Source organism: Christiangramia lutea, from assembly GCF_022489035.1.
In the GTDB taxonomy this organism is placed as follows: Bacteria; Bacteroidota; Bacteroidia; order Flavobacteriales; family Flavobacteriaceae; genus Christiangramia; species Christiangramia lutea.
In genome coordinates this window covers 1-19,387 of the sequence record NZ_JAKVTV010000001.1, presented here as the reverse complement: position 1 = coordinate 19,387, position 19,387 = coordinate 1, and the positions used below count along the sequence as shown (strand labels likewise).

Below are 19,387 nucleotides of genomic sequence, written 5' to 3'. Positions count from 1 at the left end.
TTATAGACCGGCAGGCTTACAATAACATTATTTTTAAATCATTTTAAATTCAAAATAGTAGATTAGTAAAATCTAATTAAAACCAATCTATGGGAATTAAACGACACATCCCCAATATAATAACAGGGTTAAATCTTTTTAGTGGTAGCCTGGCGGTAATATTCGCAGTCAAGGGAAACCTGGTCCTGGCAGCAATTTTAGTAGCTGCTGGAATATTTTTTGATTTTTTTGACGGAATGGCTGCAAGATTGCTGGATGTAAAAAGCGAAGTTGGACTTCAGCTGGATTCCCTGGCAGATGTGGTAACCAGTGGGGTAGTTCCCGGGATTGTGATGTACCAGCTTATAACAAAAGCACTTCCGGCAAGTGGCGGACTGGGAGCAGACTGGAATTCCTCAGTTTTCGATATTCAGATTAAACCATTTGCCCTAATAGGATTATTCATCATCCTGGCTTCTGCGTACAGACTGGCAAAATTTAATGTAGACGAAAGACAAACAGATTCGTTTATTGGATTACCCACACCCGCAAATGCCCTGTTAATTCTGAGTTTGCCGTTAATTCTAACCTATCAGCCGGGACCCTTTATCTCGGGATTATTACTGAATGAGTGGTTTCTGGTAGGGCTTACATTGGTTAGCTGTTACCTGCTAAATGCGGAATTACCTTTATTCGCTCTGAAATTTTCAGACTGGGGATTTAAAGAAAATAAGTTGCGATACTTTTTTATTATCAGTTGTATTGTTCTAATAATATTCCTGAAGTTTATAGCTATTCCGGTAATCCTTTTACTTTATGTAGTTCTTTCGATGATTTCTAATAGGAAAGTTGCTAATGCCTAATCAAAAAGCTTCTTTTTTCTGAGTTCGAAGTTCTGACCTAAATATACTTTTCGAACCATTTCGTCCTCAGCAAGTTCCTCAGGGATTCCGTGTTTAAGGATGCTTCCTTCGAACATCAGGTAAGTCCTGTCTGTAATGGCAAGGGTTTCCTGTACGTTGTGGTCGGTGATAAGTATACCGATATTCTTGTTTTTTAGCTGGGCAACAATCCTTTGAATATCTTCCACTGCTACAGGATCAACTCCTGCGAAAGGTTCATCCAATAGGATAAAACTGGGATCTGTAGCCAAAGCACGGGCGATCTCGGTTCGTCTTCGTTCTCCACCACTTAAAAGATCTCCACGATTTTTTCGGATATGATTCAAACCGAATTCTTCGATAAGAGATTCCATTTTCATCTGGCGCTCTTTTTTGGAAAGATCGGTAAGTTCCAGAACGCTCATGATATTATCTTCAATGCTCAGCTTTCTGAAGACAGAAGCTTCCTGAGCAAGATATCCAATTCCGTGCTGAGCCCTTTTATACATGGGATATTTGGTGATATTTACCTTGTCCAGAATTATGTTTCCTGAATTCGGTTTGATCAAGCCCACGATCATGTAGAAGGATGTGGTCTTTCCTGCACCATTGGGACCAAGCAAACCAACAATTTCTCCCTGGTTCACTTCCACAGAAATTCCTTTTACCACATCCCGACCCTTATAGGTCTTTACAAGTTTCTCAGCACGTAATTTCATTTTTCATTTTTATAACTCTGAAAATACAGAAATTATACCGTTTTCTTATTTTTTGTCTTCAAGTGCCTCCCAATATTCAAAAGCTCTTCGTAAATGAGGAATCACAATAGTACCTCCAATTAGAGTTCCAATACTCAAAGTTTCCATCACTTCTTCTCTTTTAACACCAGATTTGTGGCTTGATTCGAGGTGGTATTTCACACAATCATCACATCGTAGGACTACCGAGGCAACCAATCCTAATAGTTCCTTCGTTTTTTTATCCAGGGCTCCTTCAGCAAAGGCATTTGTATCCAGGTTAAAAATTCGTTTTAGAACTTTATTATTTTCAGCCAGGATCTTATCGTTCATTCTGGCCCTGTAGGAATTAAATTCATCTACCTGATCTATCATAGCTTAATTTTTTATTTTTTCTTTTTCTTTTCGGTACATGATCCTTGAAATAACTATACTAACCTCATAAAGGATCAATACGGGTATAGCAACTATTATCTGACTAACAATATCTGGAGGAGTGATAATTGCTGAAAGAATCAAAACAATCACCAATGCATATTTTCTATAAGTTCTAAGAAATTGAGGAGTTACCAGCCCAACTTTAGTTAGGAAATAAATAACGATGGGTAGTTCAAAAATTAGTCCGCTAGCCAGAACCGAAGCTCTTACCAGACTTATATAACTGCTAAGGTCAAAATCATTAAAAACAGTATCACTTACCTGATACTTTCCAAGGAAGTTAATAGATAACGGAGTTACCACATAGTAACCAAACAATACTCCCAGAAAGAAAAGGAGTGAGGTAACGAAAATAAAACCTTTGGCATACTTTCTTTCGTCGCTGTGCATAGCCGGGGCTACGAATTTCCAGAATTCATAAATAACATAAGGAAAAGCAATTATGAATCCGGCAGTTATCGAGGTCCATACGTGGGCTGAAAATTGACCTCCCATGGTTCTACTCTGAATCCTGAAAGGCATTTCCGGGTCACAAAACCCTCCATCTATTCCAAATAATCCTGAAAACTTACATAGTACTCTATAGGATAAGAAATCGCCATTTGCGGGTCCGAAAAGCAATACATCAAATATGAAACTTTTAAGAACAAACGCAATTGCTCCAGCAATCACAACCGCTAATACTGCCCTGATTAAATGCCACCTTAGTTCTTCAAGATGGTCTAAAAAAGACATTTCATTTCCTGGCTCTTCCTGGGGGGCTATTTTTTCCATTATAAAATTCCTTCTCTAATTAGGTTGTGCAAATGCACAACGCCTATATATTTCCCATTCTCTGTAGCCAGTAATTGCGAAATCTGATTCTTTTCCAAAACTTCCAAAGCCTCTACTGCTAATGTATCCTGATCAATGGTTTTTGGATTTTTACTCATGATATCCCGGGCTGTTAATCCCGATATATCTGAATGATCCTTTAACATTCTTCGAATGTCCCCGTCGGTGATTATACCTATGATCTTTTCATCCTCGATCACGGCTGTAACGCCAAGCATCTTTTCAGAAATTTCAACAAGTGTATTAGCTATATTGTTTTCCGGAGAGACCTTTGGTACCATATTTTGAGCAGTAATATCGCTAACTCTTAAATAAAGCTTTTTTCCAAGAGATCCTCCTGGATGATATTTTGCAAAATCCCTGCTGCTAAAACCTTTCAGATTAAGCAAGCAAACTGCCACCGCATCTCCAATAACCATTTGTGCGGTGGTACTTGTGGTGGGGGCAAGATTATTAGGGCAAGCCTCCTTTTCAACGTAACAATTCAGAATATAATCTGCTTCCTTTCCCAAAAAAGAATCTTTATTTGCGGTTAAGCCAATTAGGGTATTTTTGAAATTCTTTATAAGCGGAACCAAAACCTTAATTTCCGGACTGTTCCCACTCTTAGAGATACAGATCACCACATCGTTTTCCTGCACGATTCCCAGGTCCCCATGAATGGCATCTGCAGCATGCATAAAGATAGAAGGAGTGCCGGTAGAATTTAAGGTGGCTACAATTTTATTAGCGATAATAGCACTTTTTCCAATTCCGGTAACTATTACCCGGCCTTCAGAATTATAAATGATCTCGACCGCTTTGATGAAATCTTCGTCGATAAAATTTTCGAGGTTCGCAATGGCATTCGCTTCGTTGGAAATGGTTTCTTTTGCAGAGGAAATGATTTGATCGCTAAGTTTCAAATTTGATTAAATTAAGAATTGCAGGTACTAAAGAAATATGTATATTTAGTAATGCAAATGTATGTAAAATTGTAACACAATTGAATGGCTTTGACCGAAATTGATTTACACAAAGAACTGAAGAGGTACTTTGGATTTAGTCAGTTTAAGGGGCTTCAGGAAGAAGTAATTACCAGCATTGTAAAAGGAAATAATACTTTTGTGGTAATGCCAACTGGCGGAGGTAAATCACTATGTTACCAGCTCCCTGCACTAATATCAGACGGTACTGCGATTGTAGTATCGCCCCTTATAGCATTAATGAAAAATCAGGTAGATGCAATTAGAAGCATCTCCTCAGAGCATGGCGTGGCTCATGTTCTAAATTCCTCTCTAAATAAAACCGAGGTTGCCCGGGTAAAAGATGACATCAGAAACGGTGTCTGTAAATTACTATATGTGGCTCCGGAATCCCTTACCAAGGAAGATTACGTAGACTTTTTGAAGGATCAGACGATCTCATTCCTGGCTGTAGATGAAGCTCACTGTATTAGTGAGTGGGGACATGATTTTCGTCCTGAATACAGGAATTTGCGTCATATTCTGAAAAGGATAGGCGATGATATTCCGGTTATAGGCTTAACCGCTACGGCAACTCCCAAAGTACAGGAAGATATTCTGAAAAACCTGGGGATAACGAATGCTAAAACCTTCAAGGCGAGTTTTAACAGGCCTAATCTTTATTATGAGGTAAGGCCGAAGACTAAGAATATTGAAGCCGATATAACCCGTTTTGTAAAACAAAATGACGGTAAGTCGGGGATTATCTATTGTTTGAGCCGAAAGAAAGTAGAGGAACTTGCCCAAACCCTTCAGGTTAATGGCATTAAAGCTGTTCCGTATCATGCTGGTTTAGATGCTAAAACGAGATCTAAACACCAGGATATGTTCCTTATGGAAGACATAGACGTGGTAGTAGCAACAATTGCTTTCGGAATGGGAATAGATAAACCTGATGTTCGTTTTGTGATACATCATGATATTCCAAAAAGCATCGAAAGTTATTATCAGGAAACCGGTAGGGCTGGGAGAGATGGAGGAGAAGGGCATTGCCTCGCATTCTATTCTTATAAGGATATAGAGAAACTGGAAAAGTTCATGAGTGGGAAGCCTGTGGCTGAGCAGGAAATTGGTCATGCGTTACTGCAGGAGGTGGTGGCTTATGCTGAAACTTCAGTTTCCAGGAGGAAATTCATTCTACATTATTTTGGAGAAGAATTCGATTCTGAAAGCGGTGAAGGGGCAAGTATGGACGACAATGTTCGAAATCCTAAAAAGCAGCATGAAGCGAAAGAAGACCTTGAACTTTTACTGAAAACTGTAAAAGAAACCAACGAATTATATAAATCCAAAGAGGTCGTAAAGACCCTGATAGGAAAATCAAATGCAGTGATCTTATCCCATAAAACAGATGAACATCCTTTGTTTGGTAAGGGAAGTCATCAGGATTCGAATTACTGGATGGCTTTAACCAGGCAGGCTCTTGTAGCCGGTTTTCTGAAAAAAGATATAGAGACTTACGGAGTTGTAAAACTCACCGAAAAAGGAAGGGAATATCTTAAAAATCCGGTTTCTTTTATGATGACAGAGGATCATATTTATACTGAAGCCTCAGAGGATACCATTAAATCCAACAAAAAAGGTGCTGCTGCAGATGAACAGCTGATCAAAATGCTGAAAGAGCTTCGGAAAAAAGTAGCAAAGAAAAAAGACCTTCCGCCATTTGTGATATTCCAGGACCCATCCCTGGAAGATATGGCTTTGAAATATCCAGTGACTATCGATGAACTTAGTAATATTCATGGAGTAGGAGAAGGAAAAGCAAAAAAATACGGAAAGGAATTCGTTGAGCTAATAGAAAGATATGTAGAGGATAATGATATTGTGCGTCCAGATGATTTTGTGGTAAAATCTACAGGGGCAAACAGCGGACTCAAATTATTCATTATTCAAAGTGTAGACAGGAAATTACCATTGCCAGATATAGCTTCGGCAAAGGGCATGGAAATGCCTGAATTCATTAAGGAAATGGAGGCCATTGTTTATAGTGGTACAAAGTTGAATATCGATTATTACCTGGACGACATTCTTGATGAAGACCAGCAGGAAGAGATCCATGAATATTTCCTGGAAGCTGAATCAGACAAGATTGATGAGGCTATGGAAGAGTTCGATGGAGATTATGACGATGAAGAACTTCGGTTATACCGTATCAAATTTATTAGTCAGGTAGCGAACTAAATAAAAAAGCCCCGTTTGAACGGGGCTTTTTTATTATAAACTTTAAATTTTATAGCGCATAGGAAACACTAAGGATCCATTGTGAAGGTCTGGAATCTATAGAGAAGTTCTCTTCCGCAGTTTCACCAAGTCCGAAAGCTGTATTATCTGTAAAAGCTCCTTCATAACGTACATCAAACCCAAGTCTTCCCAGGTCCAGACCAGCACCAAGCTGATAACCCATAGAGATTTCTTTCTCCACATCTTCGATATCAAGATCGGCTCCTTTGATCTTATTGTCCAGAACATACTGGAAAGAAGGTCCGGCCTTAATATTCAATGGACCAAGGATATTCAGTCCTACAAGAACCGGTGCATCTATTTTACTTAATTTGTAATCGAAATCAGAATAAGAAGTATTCAATTCGGTGTACATCAATTCAGGTTGAATAAAAATTCCCAGTAATTCGAATTGGGCAAAAAGACCAGCATGAAAACCTGTTTTAGATTCTCCATCTTCAAATGACGACATAAAATCTCCGGATGCATCACCTACCGATTCATATTCTCCGGTAGCTCCAAAATTCAAACCACCTTTAATCCCAAAACTGGCATTTTGTGCAGATAGGTTTGCACTTATAAGAACAAAGGCCAGTAACATTAACTTTTTCATATTTTTCATGTTTAATTCAGGCTAATATAACGTGGTTTAACGAATGTTTATTTCCATTAAATGAAAAAAGCCTTTCAGTATGTAAGCTGAAAGGCCTTTGTAATTCTGAGGTTCAGAATATTATTTACGTTTTAAAACTTTTTCAGAAGCTTTGATTATAGCTGCTGCATTTAAACCGTATTTATCCATCAATTGAGCAGGAGTTCCACTTTCCCCGAAAGTATCCTGAGTAGCCACTAATTCCTGTGGAGTTGGATGATTTAAGGCCAGGGTTCTGGCAACACTTTCTCCTAATCCTCCAAGGAAGTTATGCTCCTCTGCGGTTACCACGCATCCAGTCTTTTTAGCAGACTCAATGATCGCTTCCTCATCAAGTGGTTTAATGGTATGAATGTCGATCACTTCAGCGCTGATCCCTTTTTCATTAAGCTCAACAGCCGCCTGAATGGCTTCCCATACCAGGTGACCGGTTGCAATAATAGTTACATCGGTTCCCTCATATAATTTTACAGCTTTCCCAATTTCGAACTTCTGATCTTCAGGAGTAAAATTAGCCACTTTCGGTCTTCCGAATCTTAAGTAAACCGGGCCGTCATGCTCAGCGATGGCCAAGGTAGCGGCTTTCGTCTGGTTATAATCACAGGTATTGATCACGGTCATTCCAGGAAGCATTTTCATTAATCCCAGATCTTCAAGGATCTGGTGAGTTGCTCCGTCTTCACCTAAAGTTACCCCGGCATGAGAAGCACAAATCTTTACATTTTTTCCTGAATATGCTACACTCTGACGGATCTGATCATAAACCCTTCCTGTGGAAAAATTTGCGAAAGTCCCGGTGAAAGGAATTTTACCTCCAATAGTCATTCCGGCAGCCATTCCTATCATGTTCGCTTCAGCAATACCAACCTGGAAAAAACGCTCCGGGTGATTTGCTTTAAATTCGTCCATTTTTAATGATCCGGTAAGGTCGGCACAAAGGGCTACCACATTTTCATTGGTCTTTCCTAATTCAGTTAAACCAGCTCCAAATCCTGAACGTGTATCTTTACTTCCTGTATTTTTATATTCTTTCATGGTCTTTAAAATTTTGATATTAATGAATTTTCCCGTCGATTAATAATCTCCAAGAGTTTCAGGGTTTTGAGCAAGTCCTGTCTCCAGTTGCTCATCATTTGGTGCTTTACCATGCCACGCGTGTGTGTGCATCATAAAGTCTACACCGTTACCCATTACAGTATTCATCAATACGCAAACCGGTTTTCCTTTTCCTGTCCTCGTTTTTGCATCATTTAGACCATCAATAACCTGTTGCAGGTCATTTCCATCTTCAATTTCCAAAACATCCCATCCAAATGCTTCAAATTTTGCTTTTAAGTTACCTAGAGGTAGAACAGTTTCCGTGCTACCATCAATTTGCTGACCATTAAGATCAATAGTTGAAATGATGTTATCTATGCCATTACCTGCAGCATACATAATAGCTTCCCAGTTCTGACCTTCTTGAAGTTCCCCATCACCATGTAGTGAGTAAACGATATGGTCATCATTGTTCAATTTTTTAGTTTGAGCTGAACCAAGTGCTACACTCATTCCCTGGCCAAGTGAACCTGAAGCAATTCTTACTCCTGGAAGTCCTTCATGTGTTGTTGGATGACCCTGAAGTCTGGAATCTATCAATCTGAAAGTATTCAATTCGTCTACCGGAAAATATCCGCTTCGGGCAAGTACACTATAATAAACCGGGGAAATATGACCATTGGAAAGGAAGAAAAGATCTTCTTCTTTTCCGTCCATATTAAAGTCGTTGTTGTGATCCATTACAACCTGATATAGTGCAGTGAAGAATTCAGTACAGCCTAAAGATCCTCCCGGGTGCCCGGAATTTACCTTATGAACCTGCCTTAAGATGTCCCTGCGAACCTGGGTAGCAAAATCTTGTAATTCGTTGATGTCTGGCATTTTAAATTGTGTTGTTTAATTGGCGCAAAAATAACTTTTTAAAAGGCTTTTACAAAGTAAGAAATGCTCAGTTTTTAACTTTTTATTGAAAATGCTAAAAAGCTCTCTCTAATTAAGTATTTCAATTGAATTTTAGATGAGTATCTTTGCAGCGATTAAACTGAACTATGAAATTTGAACTTTTAGCTACCGATGCAGGTAGCAAAGCACGTGCGGGAAAAATTACTACAGATCACGGGGAGATAGAAACCCCTATTTTTATGCCGGTTGGTACAGTTGCCTCGGTAAAAGGAGTACATCAGAAGGAACTGAAAGAGGATATAAATCCTGATATTATCTTAGGAAATACTTATCATTTATATTTAAGACCTCAAACCGATATTCTGCAAAAGGCCGGGGGACTTCATAAATTCATGAACTGGGATAGAAATATTCTAACCGATAGCGGTGGTTACCAGGTCTACTCACTTTCCGCTAGAAGAAAGATCAAAGAAGAAGGGGTAAAGTTCAAATCTCATATAGATGGTTCGTATCATACCTTTACTCCGGAAAATGTCATGGAGATTCAGCGTGCCATTGGAGCCGATATTATCATGGCTTTCGATGAATGTACCCCATATCCATGCGATTATAACTATGCAAAAAGATCGATGCACATGACGCATCGCTGGCTGGACAGGTGTATAAATCATCTTGCGAAAACTCCTGAAATCTACGATTATAAACAAACCCTTTTTCCAATCGTTCAGGGAAGTACTTATAAAGATCTGAGAAAACAGTCTGCGGAATATATTGCCAATGCCGGCGCAGAAGGAAATGCTATCGGTGGCCTTTCAGTAGGAGAGCCTGCGGAAGAAATGTATGCCATGACTGAAGTCGTGACTGAAATTCTTCCTGAAGATAAACCAAGGTATTTGATGGGAGTGGGAACACCAATCAATATTCTGGAAAATATCGCGTTAGGAGTAGATATGTTCGATTGTGTGATGCCTACCAGGAATGGAAGAAACGGAATGCTTTTTACCTCGCATGGAACTATCAATATCAAGAACAAAAAGTGGGAAGCCGATTTTTCACCGATAGATCCTGAAGGAGTAAGTTTTGTTGATTCGATGTATTCCAAGGCCTATGTTCGTCATTTGTTTTCGGTAAATGAAATGCTTGGCAGGCAAATTGCTAGTATTCATAACCTGAGCTTTTATCTTTGGTTGGTAAGAGAGGCAAGAAAGCATATCTTAGCCGGAGATTTTCCACAGTGGAAAGATAAAATGGTAAAGCAAATGGATAAACGTCTATAATTCCGGAATTTGAAAATTCTTGACTGGTACATACTTAAAAGGTATTTAGGAACCTTCATCATGATGCTGGTATTGTTCATTCCTATAGGAATTACGATCAACCTGGCTGAAAAGATCGATAAGATCCTGGAAAATGAAGTACCATTTATTGAGGTAGCCAATTATTATCTTGATTTTACGATCTATTTCGCTAACCTTTTATTTCCGATCTTCCTTTTTCTATCTGTGATCTGGTTTACTTCTAAACTGGCCATGAATACTGAGATCATAGCTATTTTGAGTAGTGGCGTATCTTTTTATAGATTTCTAAGACCTTATCTAATTGGAGCGACCATAGTATGTATAGGAGCGCTAATCCTGGCGATGTATCTTGCTCCTCAAGCCAGCAAGGGATTTAATGAATTTAAGTATCAGTATTTAAAACGCGGGGAAAAAACCCAGGAGACCAGCGATGTTTACCGGCAGATCAACGATAATGAATTTATCTATGCGAGCCATTTTCAACCTAAAACTAAGTCGGCCAGGAATTTTACCCTGGAGCATTTTGAAGGAAATGAATTGAAATTTAAGATAAGCGCTTCCAATCTCAGGTATAGTGAAGAGGATAGTTTGTACAATCTTACAAGAGTAGATAAGAGGATCATAGGAAAGGATGAAGACAGTATCATGTACTTTAGAACCCTGGATACCATTCTGCCTTTTGAATTCGATGAACTAACCCCTGAATCTTATATCGCTGAAACTCTAAATTATACTGAGCTTAATGACTTTATTGATAAGGAAAGCAGGAGAGGTTCGGGGAATATCAACAGATACCTTGTTGTTGCCTATAAAAGATGGAGTATTCCAATTTCGGCCTTTATTCTTACTATTATCGCCGTTGCCGTAGCTTCCTTTAAAAGAAGAGGAGGAATGGGGGTTAACCTTGCTGTAGGGATAACCTTGGCCTTTATCTTTATTTTCTTTGATAAGGTATTTGGCACCATGGCGGAGCAATCTACATTCTCACCACTTATTGCAGTTTGGTTTCCCAACATAGTATTCGGTGTGCTGGCAGTCGTCTTGTTATTCCGCGCCAAACGCTAGCTTAGGATTTCTATTCAAAATTTAAGGTTTTTCGGGGAATTCTATCCTTTCAAAGTTGTTATATTTGTAAGCTATAAAATATAATTACCATAACCAGTATGGAGTATTTAGATTTTGAACAACCCATCAAAGAACTTGAAGATCAGTATGCTAAAGCATGTAATATTGGTGAAGAAAGTGAAGTTGATGTTACTGCAACCTGCAAGCAGATAGAGAAGAAACTTATAGAAAAGAAGAAAGAGATCTATAAGAACTTAACACCTTGGCAGCGTGTTCAGCTGTCCAGACATCCTAACAGACCTTATACTCTGGATTACATTAACGCTATTTGCGGAGATACATTTCTAGAGCTTCACGGAGATAGAAATGTGAAGGATGATAAAGCTATGATCGGTGGTCTTGGAAAGATAGATGACCAGAGCTACATGTTTATCGGGCAACAGAAAGGATACAATACAAAGACAAGACAATATCGAAATTTCGGGATGGCTAATCCTGAAGGATACAGAAAGGCTTTAAGGTTAATGAAGTCTGCCGAGAAATTCGGTGTTCCTGTAGTATGTTTTGTAGATACTCCGGGAGCGTATCCAGGACTTGAAGCAGAAGAAAGAGGACAGGGAGAGGCGATTGCCAGGAACATCCTCGAAATGACCAGGCTTAAAGTTCCAATTATCGTTGTTATAATTGGTGAAGGAGCCAGCGGTGGAGCTTTAGGAATTGGTGTAGGAGATAAGGTTTTAATGCTTGAGAATACCTGGTATTCTGTGATCTCTCCAGAGTCCTGTTCTTCGATCTTATGGAGAAGCTGGGAATATAAGGAGATCGCTGCTGAAGCCTTGAAACTTACTGCTTCTGATATGAAAAAGCAGAAACTTATCGATGAAATTGTAAAAGAGCCCCTGGGAGGTGCACATGGTAATAAAGAAGAGATCTTCAATACGGTAAAAACTTCGATTTCCAAAGCATATTCCGAATTCAAAAACTTATCACCAGAGACTTTGGTCGAAAAAAGGATGGATAAATATTTAGACATGGGTGTGTTTAAAGGATAAGTTCTTTGTTTATACAACATCATAAAAATCCGGGGAATTAATTCCCGGATTTTTTTATCTTATTAACAGAAAATAATACTTATCAACAGGTAAATTGTTCATTACCTGTTAAGTAACTTAGGGCAGTTTTATTAAGAATGTCTTAACAAATTTTTTACTTTAGAGCTATGGAAAAAACCACCTCACCTCAAAGCGTTACATATAAAAAAACGAATGTTGTAAGTTTGGAGAAAGGAAAAGTTCCGCCGCAAGCAGTTGATTTAGAGGAAGTTGTGCTTGGAGCTATGATGATCGATAAGAAAGGAGTAGATGAAATCATTGATATTTTACATCCCGAAGCTTTTTATAAGAACGCGCATAAACTAATCTATGGCGCAATTAAGAAATTATTCGATAGTTCAGAGGCAATTGACTTATTAACCGTTTCCAATCAATTAAAGAAAGACGGTGCATTTGATAAGGCAGGAGGCGACTATTACCTGATCCAGCTTACACAAAAAGTTTCTAGTTCAGCGCATATAGAATTTCACGCAAGGATCATACTTCAGAAATATATTCAACGAAGTTTGATCAAAATTTCAAATGAGATCATAGAAGAAGCCTTCGACGAAGGAGCCGACGTTTTCGATCTACTGGATAATGCAGAAGCAAAACTCTACGAGGTTACTCAGGGAAATATTAAAAGTTCCACTGAAACCGCACAGAGTTTGGTTATTCAGGCGAAGAAAAAGATCCAGGAAATATCAAATAAAGAAGGGCTTAGTGGAGTTCCTTCCGGATTTGACAAACTTGATGAACTTACCTCGGGCTGGCAGCCTTCAGATTTAATTATCGTTGCTGCACGTCCTGGTATGGGTAAAACAGCATTAACATTATCTATGGCTCGAAATATTGCCGTAGACCAGGGAATACCAGTGGCTTTCTTCTCTCTGGAGATGTCCTCGGTACAGTTGATTACTCGTTTGATATCTTCTGAAACCGGCCTTTCTTCGGAAAAACTTAGAACCGGAAAGCTGGAGCAACATGAGTGGGAACAATTAAACGTTAAGGTTAAAGACCTTGAAAAAGCGCCATTGTTCATTGATGATACACCTTCACTTTCTATTTTCGACCTGAGGGCGAAGGCACGTAGATTGGCATCACAGCATGGTATTAGAATGATTGTTATTGATTACCTTCAGCTGATGACCGCTGGTGGAAGCCAGAAAGGTGGCGGAAACAGGGAGCAGGAAATTTCAACGATTTCGCGTAACCTTAAAGCATTGGCGAAGGAATTGAATGTGCCGGTAATCGCACTATCCCAGTTATCTCGTGCGGTGGAAACCCGTGGAGGAAGTAAAAGACCTCTTCTTTCCGACCTTAGGGAATCTGGAGCTATCGAGCAGGATGCCGATATTGTATCCTTTATCTACCGTCCCGAATACTACAAGATAGAGGAGTGGGATGATGAAGAGAGAAGCCCAACTCAGGGTCAGGGTGAATTTATTGTAGCAAAACACCGTAATGGTGGATTGGAAAATATTAGGTTGAAATTCATTGGAGAACTCGGTAAATTTGATAATTTAGAAGACTTTAATTTCCCATCTGAGATTCCTTCAAGTATGAATAGTGGAGAAGGAGATAATGATTTTGGGAACTTTAATTTGCCTAACCCAAGTGCCGACGAGGCCTTTGGAAGTTCTATGAACAGTAATTTTGATGATGATGATAATGATGTTCCATTCTAAAATGAATAAGCTGGTAACAGCTGCGGGAACTTCTATTTTCTATAAATTTAAAAGCAGCAAAGTATTTAAAAATGCTTTGTTGCTTTCTTTTTTTATACTCTTCAGTTTTAAAATGTCGGCTTCGAAGATCCTGGTTCCTATGGATGCCGACACCCAGAGCAATCACTTAAAAGCCTATGGGATTGTATATTATTCACTGGAAAATCAGTTAAGTGTAAACTGGCTTTTGAATTACCGGGGTGGATCTTTTTTAATTGACGACACAGAAAAACTAAGAAAGGAATGCCAGATAAGGGGGGTAGATTTTGAACTAATAAGTGATAACATGGCCGCTTCCATTCTGGAAGAAATAAGCAGTCCGTCGAAAAATAAGGAATCTGTAGCTTTAGAGAAAGCTCCAAAAATTGCAGTTTATAGCCCCACGGGAAATAAACCCTGGGATGATGCTGTAACTATGGCTCTGACTTATGCGGAAATTCCATATAAAACTATTTATGATAAAGAAGTGTTAAACGATGCCCTGCTTCTTTATGACTGGTTGCATCTTCACCATGAAGACTTTACCGGCCAGTATGGTAAATTTTATAGAGCCTTCAGGACTGCTCCCTGGTATATTCAGGAAAAGAAAGACGCGGAACAATTAGCGGCAGAATTAGGTTATTCCAAGGTTTCAGAAGAGAAACTTGCGGTGGCCTTAAAGATCAGGGATTATGTGGTTGGTGGAGGTTTTATGTTCGCTATGTGTAGCGCTACCGATAGTTTTGACATTGCCCTAGCGGCAGAAGGAGTAGATATTGCTGAAGCCATGTTCGACGGAGATCCAAGTGAACCAGGTTACCAGGCAAAAATAGATTTTGAGAATACTTTTGCTTTTACCGATTTTGAGTTGGAGCGAAACCCAATGATTTATGAGTTTTCAAGTATAGATATGACCTCAAAAAGGCAGATCCAACGTGAAAATGATTATTTCAGCCTTATGGAATATTCAGCGAAATGGGATGTGGTTCCTACAATGTTAACGCAAAATCACACCCGATTGGTCAAAGGCTTTATGGGGCAAACAACCAGTTACGATCCTAATACAGTTAAACCTGAAGTACTAATTATGGGAGAAAGTAAACTGAACGGTGAAGCCCGGTATATTCATGGGATTAAAGGAAAGGGATTTTTTACCTTTTACGGGGGGCATGATCCTGAAGATTATCAGCATAGGGTAGGAGATCCAAAGACCGAATTGGAGTTACACCCAAATTCTCCAGGGTACAGGTTGATCCTGAATAACGTTTTATTTCCTGCCGCTAAGAAAAAAGAGCAGAAAACTTAAAATTCATCATGGAAATTTACCAGACTGAAATAAGATTGAGACCACGCGAGCGTGGTTTTCATTTGATAACTGATGAAATTATTGGGCAATTTGATGAAATTGAAGATATAGATTTTGGTTTTCTTCATGTATTTATCAAACATACTTCGGCCGGACTCGCTATTAATGAAAATGCCGATCCTACAGTTAGGGAAGATTTCGAGAGCCATTTTAATGAAATGGTTCCTGAGGATCAACCTTATTTTAAACATACCCTGGAAGGATCTGACGACATGCCAGCGCATATAAAATCTTCTTTAACCGGAACATCTGTTCAGATCCCCATCACCAACGGAAAACTTAATTTAGGTACCTGGCAGGGCATCTACCTTTGCGAGCATCGCAATCGCGGGTGTTCAAGAAGACTTGTCTTAACAGCTTATGGAGAGTAATAAAATAAAAAATCCCGCCAGAAGCGGGATTTTTCTATAAGAGAGTGTAATCGTTTTATTTTACTTTTTCTACAATTGCTTTAAAAGCTTCTGGGTTGTTCATCGCCAAATCGGCAAGAACCTTACGGTTCAATCCAATTTCACTGGCTTTAAGTTTCCCCATGAATTGAGAATAAGATAATCCTTCTTGTCTGGCAGCAGCGTTAATACGCATAATCCATAAAGAACGGAAGTTACGTTTCTTAGCTTTACGGTCTCTGTATGCATAAAGCATCGCTTTATCAACCGCATTTTTAGCAACGGTCCAAACGTTTTTACGACGTCCGAAATATCCTTTTGCTTGCTTTAAAACTTTTTTTCTACGTGCCCTTTTGGCAACTGAGTTTACTGATCTTGGCATATTTTACATTTTTTTGTAGCAGGCGGTCTAAAAAGACTCTTTTAACTTGCTTCTACTGTCACACTGAGCGCAGTCGAAGTGTTGCCCGACTCCATGGTTAAATAAATTAATTAAACCTCAAGAGCTTCAATTTACTTTAAACGTAATTGAAGTTTGACATTGTCCTTATCCGCATCATGTACTAAAGTACTGTGAGTTAAGGCTAGCTTACGTTTCTTAGACTTCTTTGTTAAGATGTGACTCTTAAACGCGTGCTTTCTTTTGATTTTACCAGTTCCGGTAAGCTTAAAACGCTTCTTGGCACTGGATTTTGTTTTCATCTTAGGCATTGCTGTCCTTTTTTATAATTAACTCTCCTATTTTCTTTATTTCGATTTCTTGGTTGGTGCCATGAACATCGTCATACGCTTACCTTCCAATTTCGGCATTTGTTCTACTTTACCGTGTTCTTCAAGATCCTGCGCAAGTCTTAAAAGAAGAATTTCTCCTTTATCTTTAAAGACAATTGAACGACCCTTGAAAAATACAAAAGCCTTTAGCTTTGCACCGTCTTTTAAGAATTTCTCAGCATTTCTCTTCTTGAATTCGTAATCATGATCGTCTGTATTCGGACCAAAACGAATTTCTTTTACCACCACCTTACTGGCTTTGGCTTTCATGGCTTTTTCACGTTTCTTTTGCTCATAAAGAAACTTCTTGTAATCCATGGCTTTCACAACCGGTGGTTTTGCATTTGGAGAAATCTCTACCAGATCAAGACCCATTTCCTGAGCAATGGAAAGAGCTTTTTTGGTTGGATAAACATCCATCTCAACGTTATCACCCACCAGGCGAACTTCGTCTGCTTTAATCTTCTCGTTGATTCGGTGTTGTTCTTCTTTCTGTCTTCCGAATCGGTTCGGTTTTCTTCTACGTATTGCTATGGCTTAAAATTTAAATTAAACTTCAGTTTTAAAAGGCTTTAAGGTACTATTGATTTCTGAATTTATCAAATCTGCGAATTCTTCAACCTTCATAGTTCCTATATCACCTTCACTATGCTTACGAACAGAAATCGTACCATCATTGGCTTCCTGCTCCCCAACTATAAGCATATAAGGGAATTTATTAACTTCTGCTTCCCTAATTTTCTTACCTATAGTCTCGTTTCTGTTGTCTACAAGGGCGCGAATTTCGTGATTTTCAAGCAAACTTAAAACTTTTTGTGAGTAATTTTCATATTTCTCACTGAGTGAGAGAATAATAGCCTGCTCAGGCATCAACCACAGAGGAAAATTTCCACCTGTATGTTCCAGTAGTATAGCTACAAATCTTTCCATACTTCCGAATGGCGCCCTATGAATCATTACCGGACGGTGTGACTCATTGTCACTTCCTTTATATGTCAGGTCAAAACGTTCTGGCAGGTTATAATCTACCTGAATGGTACCTAGCTGCCAGCTTCTTCCAAGGGCATCCTTAACCATAAAATCAAGTTTTGGTCCGTAGAATGCTGCTTCTCCTTTTTCAACTACATAATTAAGACCTTTTTCTTCGGCAGCATTCATAATAGCATTTTCAGCCTTATCCCAAACATCATCAGAGCCGATGTATTTTTCTTTATTTTCCGGATCTCTTAGCGAGACCTGGGCAGTAAAATCTTCAAAACCTAAAGAAGAGAATACATATAAGGTAAGATCAATTACTTTTTTGAATTCTTCATCAAGTTGTTCTGGTGTACAAAAAATATGCGCGTCATCCTGTGTGAATCCACGAACTCGGGTTAAACCATGTAGCTCTCCACTTTGTTCATATCTATAAACGGTACCAAATTCCGCGAATCTTTTAGGTAGATCTCGATAACTCCAGGAAGATGCATTATACATTTCGCAGTGGTGGGGGCAATTCATTGGTTTCAGCATAAACTCTTCACCTTCATTTGGTGTGGTGATTGGCTGAAAACTGTCTTCTCCATATTTGGCGTAATGACCTGAGGTTACATATAGATCCTTATGACCAATATGTGGACTCACTACCATTTCGTAACCTGCCTTTTTCTGTGCTTTTTTCAGGAAGTTCTCAAGACGCTCTCTTAACGCGGCTCCTTTAGGTAACCAAAGTGGTAATCCCTGGCCAACTTTTTGGGAGAAAGTGAAAAGTTCTAATTCCTTGCCTAATTTCCTGTGGTCTCTTTTCTTAGCCTCTTCCAGTAACTCGAGATATTCTTTCAGTTCTTTTTGCTTCGGAAAGGAGATCCCATATACTCTCGTAAGCTGTGGATTGTTTTCATCGCCTCTCCAATAGGCGCCCGCAACGCTCATCAATTTAACTGCTTTGATAATACCGGTGTTTGGAATGTGTCCTCCGCGGCAGAGATCTGTAAAGGTGTCGTGGTCGCAGAAGGTGATATCTCCGTCCTGAAGATTTTCGATCAGTTCAACCTTGAACTGGTTGTTCTCATTTTTATAAAAATCAAGAGCATCCTGTTTTGATACATCTCTCATTTGGAAATTATGCTTTCCGCGGGCAATTTCCAGCATTCTGTTTTCGATCTTCTTGAAATCGTTATCAGATATTTTATTTTCGCCGAAATCTACATCATAATAGAAGCCTCTTTCGATAGCCGGCCCAATAGTCAGCTTTGCACCAGGATAAAGATCCTGGATAGCCTGGGCCATTATGTGAGAAGTGGAATGCCAGAAAGCCTTTTTTCCTTCATCGTCTTTCCAGGTGTATAGTACAAGATCTCCGTCAGTATTTAAAGGTGTGACGGTTTCTACGGTTTCGTCATTGAATTTAGCTGAAATTACATTCCTGGCTAAACCCTCACTAATACTTCTGGCAACGTCCATTGGAGTGCTACCTTTTTCAAACTCTTTAATACTACCGTCCGGCAGAGTGATCTTGATCATTTGTTTTTAATTTTTGCGAAGGCACAAAGATAAGGTGTTGAGTTTGGTTGCACAATACATATACATATATATAGGTATTGAATAATTTGTTTTCTGAATTTTGAAAGAATGGAATAAAATGATCTCTGAAAGTGGTGAAATATAGCGAGTTATGTTTAAATCTTAAATTTTTCCAAAAAAACCAAAGATTTTGTTTGGCTGAAAGAAAGAAGTTGACGTATATTTGCAGCCGCTTTGAGGGCAAGGCGATGTTCACTGACACGAGAGATAGTAAGGGTTGCGAAGCGATAAAGGGTCTTAAGAATTAAATAAAATTTTTTTTAAATTTTATTTGGTTGGAGAGCAAAAGTCGTTGTATGTTTGCAGCCGCTTTCGAGAGGAGGTGAGAAGTTCACTGAAAGTACTGGGAATGGGGTATAGCGAGTTATTAGCTATCAAAAATTAAATAAATTTTTTTCTGAATTTATTTGGTTTGCGAAGAAAAGTCGTTTTATATTTGCACCGGCTTTGGAG

At 38.9% G+C, this 19,387-nt stretch carries 19 protein-coding genes; 8 read left to right on the top strand and 11 right to left on the bottom strand.

Annotation, left to right across the window (positions count from 1 at the left end):
* Positions 1 to 89: 89 nt before the first annotated feature.
* The gene (locus ML462_RS00095; RefSeq protein ID WP_240711698.1) at positions 90 to 842 is read left to right on the top strand and encodes a CDP-alcohol phosphatidyltransferase family protein; all 753 of its coding nucleotides are present in this window, start codon (positions 90 to 92) and stop codon (positions 840 to 842) included.
* Here the strand turns inward: ML462_RS00095 and lptB are convergent.
* The 4 genes from lptB to ML462_RS00075 are packed head-to-tail and all read right to left on the bottom strand — an operon-like array spanning position 839 to position 3,774.
* Positions 839 to 1,579, bottom strand: a complete 741-nt coding sequence (lptB, locus tag ML462_RS00090; protein WP_240711697.1) for an LPS export ABC transporter ATP-binding protein — start codon at positions 1,577 to 1,579, stop codon at positions 839 to 841. The genes ML462_RS00095 and lptB overlap by 4 nt on opposite strands.
* Positions 1,580 to 1,624: 45 nt before the next feature.
* The gene (locus tag ML462_RS00085; RefSeq protein WP_240711696.1) at positions 1,625 to 1,972 is read right to left on the bottom strand and encodes a carboxymuconolactone decarboxylase family protein; all 348 of its coding nucleotides are present in this window, start codon (positions 1,970 to 1,972) and stop codon (positions 1,625 to 1,627) included.
* Between the two features lie 3 nt (positions 1,973 to 1,975).
* Positions 1,976 to 2,809 (bottom strand): twin-arginine translocase subunit TatC, encoded by an 834-nt coding sequence (gene tatC, locus ML462_RS00080; protein ID WP_240711695.1) that lies wholly within the window; start codon positions 2,807 to 2,809, stop codon positions 1,976 to 1,978.
* Entirely contained in the window at positions 2,809 to 3,774 is a 966-nt protein-coding gene (locus tag ML462_RS00075) for a KpsF/GutQ family sugar-phosphate isomerase (protein WP_240711694.1), read from the bottom strand. The genes tatC and ML462_RS00075 overlap by 1 nt, the downstream gene beginning before the upstream one ends.
* Positions 3,775 to 3,858: 84 nt before the next feature.
* On the opposite strand from ML462_RS00075, the gene recQ reads away from it, so the two are divergent.
* A complete protein-coding gene (recQ, locus tag ML462_RS00070) occupies positions 3,859 to 6,054 on the top strand; it encodes a DNA helicase RecQ (protein ID WP_240711693.1) in 2,196 nt (731 codons plus the stop codon).
* A 49-nt stretch (positions 6,055 to 6,103) separates the two neighbouring features.
* Here recQ and ML462_RS00065 read toward each other — a convergent pair whose 3' ends face one another.
* The 3 genes from ML462_RS00065 to ML462_RS00055 form a co-directional block, all read right to left on the bottom strand.
* Positions 6,104 to 6,706: a porin family protein gene (locus ML462_RS00065; RefSeq protein ID WP_240711692.1), complete on the bottom strand. Its 603-nt coding sequence runs from the start codon at positions 6,704 to 6,706 to the stop codon at positions 6,104 to 6,106.
* Between the two features lie 120 nt (positions 6,707 to 6,826).
* Positions 6,827 to 7,780 (bottom strand): transketolase family protein, encoded by a 954-nt coding sequence (locus ML462_RS00060; protein WP_240711691.1) that lies wholly within the window; start codon positions 7,778 to 7,780, stop codon positions 6,827 to 6,829.
* A gap of 39 nt (positions 7,781 to 7,819) precedes the next feature.
* Entirely contained in the window at positions 7,820 to 8,665 is an 846-nt protein-coding gene (locus tag ML462_RS00055; protein ID WP_240711690.1) for a transketolase, read from the bottom strand.
* 167 nt (positions 8,666 to 8,832) lie between these two features.
* On the opposite strand from ML462_RS00055, the gene tgt reads away from it, so the two are divergent.
* The 6 genes from tgt to ML462_RS00025 all read left to right on the top strand — a co-directional run bounded on the left by tgt (position 8,833) and on the right by ML462_RS00025 (position 15,583).
* Positions 8,833 to 9,963, top strand: coding sequence for a tRNA guanosine(34) transglycosylase Tgt (gene tgt / locus ML462_RS00050; RefSeq protein WP_240711689.1), 1,131 nt, complete (start codon positions 8,833 to 8,835; stop codon positions 9,961 to 9,963).
* A gap of 9 nt (positions 9,964 to 9,972) precedes the next feature.
* Positions 9,973 to 11,049 carry an LptF/LptG family permease gene (locus ML462_RS00045; protein ID WP_240711688.1) on the top strand — a complete coding sequence of 359 codons (1,077 nt, stop codon included), beginning with the start codon at positions 9,973 to 9,975 and terminating at the stop codon, positions 11,047 to 11,049.
* Positions 11,050 to 11,147: 98 nt separating this feature from the next.
* Positions 11,148 to 12,101 carry an acetyl-CoA carboxylase carboxyltransferase subunit alpha gene (locus tag ML462_RS00040; RefSeq protein ID WP_240711687.1) on the top strand — a complete coding sequence of 318 codons (954 nt, stop codon included), beginning with the start codon at positions 11,148 to 11,150 and terminating at the stop codon, positions 12,099 to 12,101.
* Between the two features lie 167 nt (positions 12,102 to 12,268).
* A complete protein-coding gene (gene dnaB, locus ML462_RS00035) occupies positions 12,269 to 13,828 on the top strand; it encodes a replicative DNA helicase (protein WP_240711686.1) in 1,560 nt (519 codons plus the stop codon).
* A gap of 112 nt (positions 13,829 to 13,940) precedes the next feature.
* Entirely contained in the window at positions 13,941 to 15,152 is a 1,212-nt protein-coding gene (locus ML462_RS00030) for an asparagine synthetase B (protein WP_240712895.1), read from the top strand.
* An 8-nt stretch (positions 15,153 to 15,160) separates the two neighbouring features.
* Positions 15,161 to 15,583 (top strand): secondary thiamine-phosphate synthase enzyme YjbQ, encoded by a 423-nt coding sequence (locus ML462_RS00025; protein WP_240711685.1) that lies wholly within the window; start codon positions 15,161 to 15,163, stop codon positions 15,581 to 15,583.
* Between the two features lie 55 nt (positions 15,584 to 15,638).
* On the opposite strand, the gene rplT is transcribed toward ML462_RS00025, so the two are convergent.
* The 4 genes from rplT to thrS all read right to left on the bottom strand — a co-directional run bounded on the left by rplT (position 15,639) and on the right by thrS (position 18,874).
* A complete protein-coding gene (gene rplT, locus ML462_RS00020; RefSeq protein ID WP_108170017.1) occupies positions 15,639 to 15,983 on the bottom strand; it encodes a 50S ribosomal protein L20 in 345 nt (114 codons plus the stop codon).
* 131 nt (positions 15,984 to 16,114) lie between these two features.
* Positions 16,115 to 16,312, bottom strand: a complete 198-nt coding sequence (gene rpmI, locus ML462_RS00015) for a 50S ribosomal protein L35 (protein ID WP_011708523.1) — start codon at positions 16,310 to 16,312, stop codon at positions 16,115 to 16,117.
* Positions 16,313 to 16,348: 36 nt separating this feature from the next.
* Positions 16,349 to 16,906, bottom strand: a complete 558-nt coding sequence (gene infC / locus ML462_RS00010) for a translation initiation factor IF-3 (protein ID WP_341481572.1) — start codon at positions 16,904 to 16,906, stop codon at positions 16,349 to 16,351.
* Between the two features lie 15 nt (positions 16,907 to 16,921).
* Complete coding sequence (gene thrS / locus ML462_RS00005; RefSeq protein WP_240711684.1) at positions 16,922 to 18,874, bottom strand: threonine--tRNA ligase; 1,953 nt, start codon at positions 18,872 to 18,874, stop codon at positions 16,922 to 16,924.
* Positions 18,875 to 19,387: the final 513 nt, after the last annotated feature.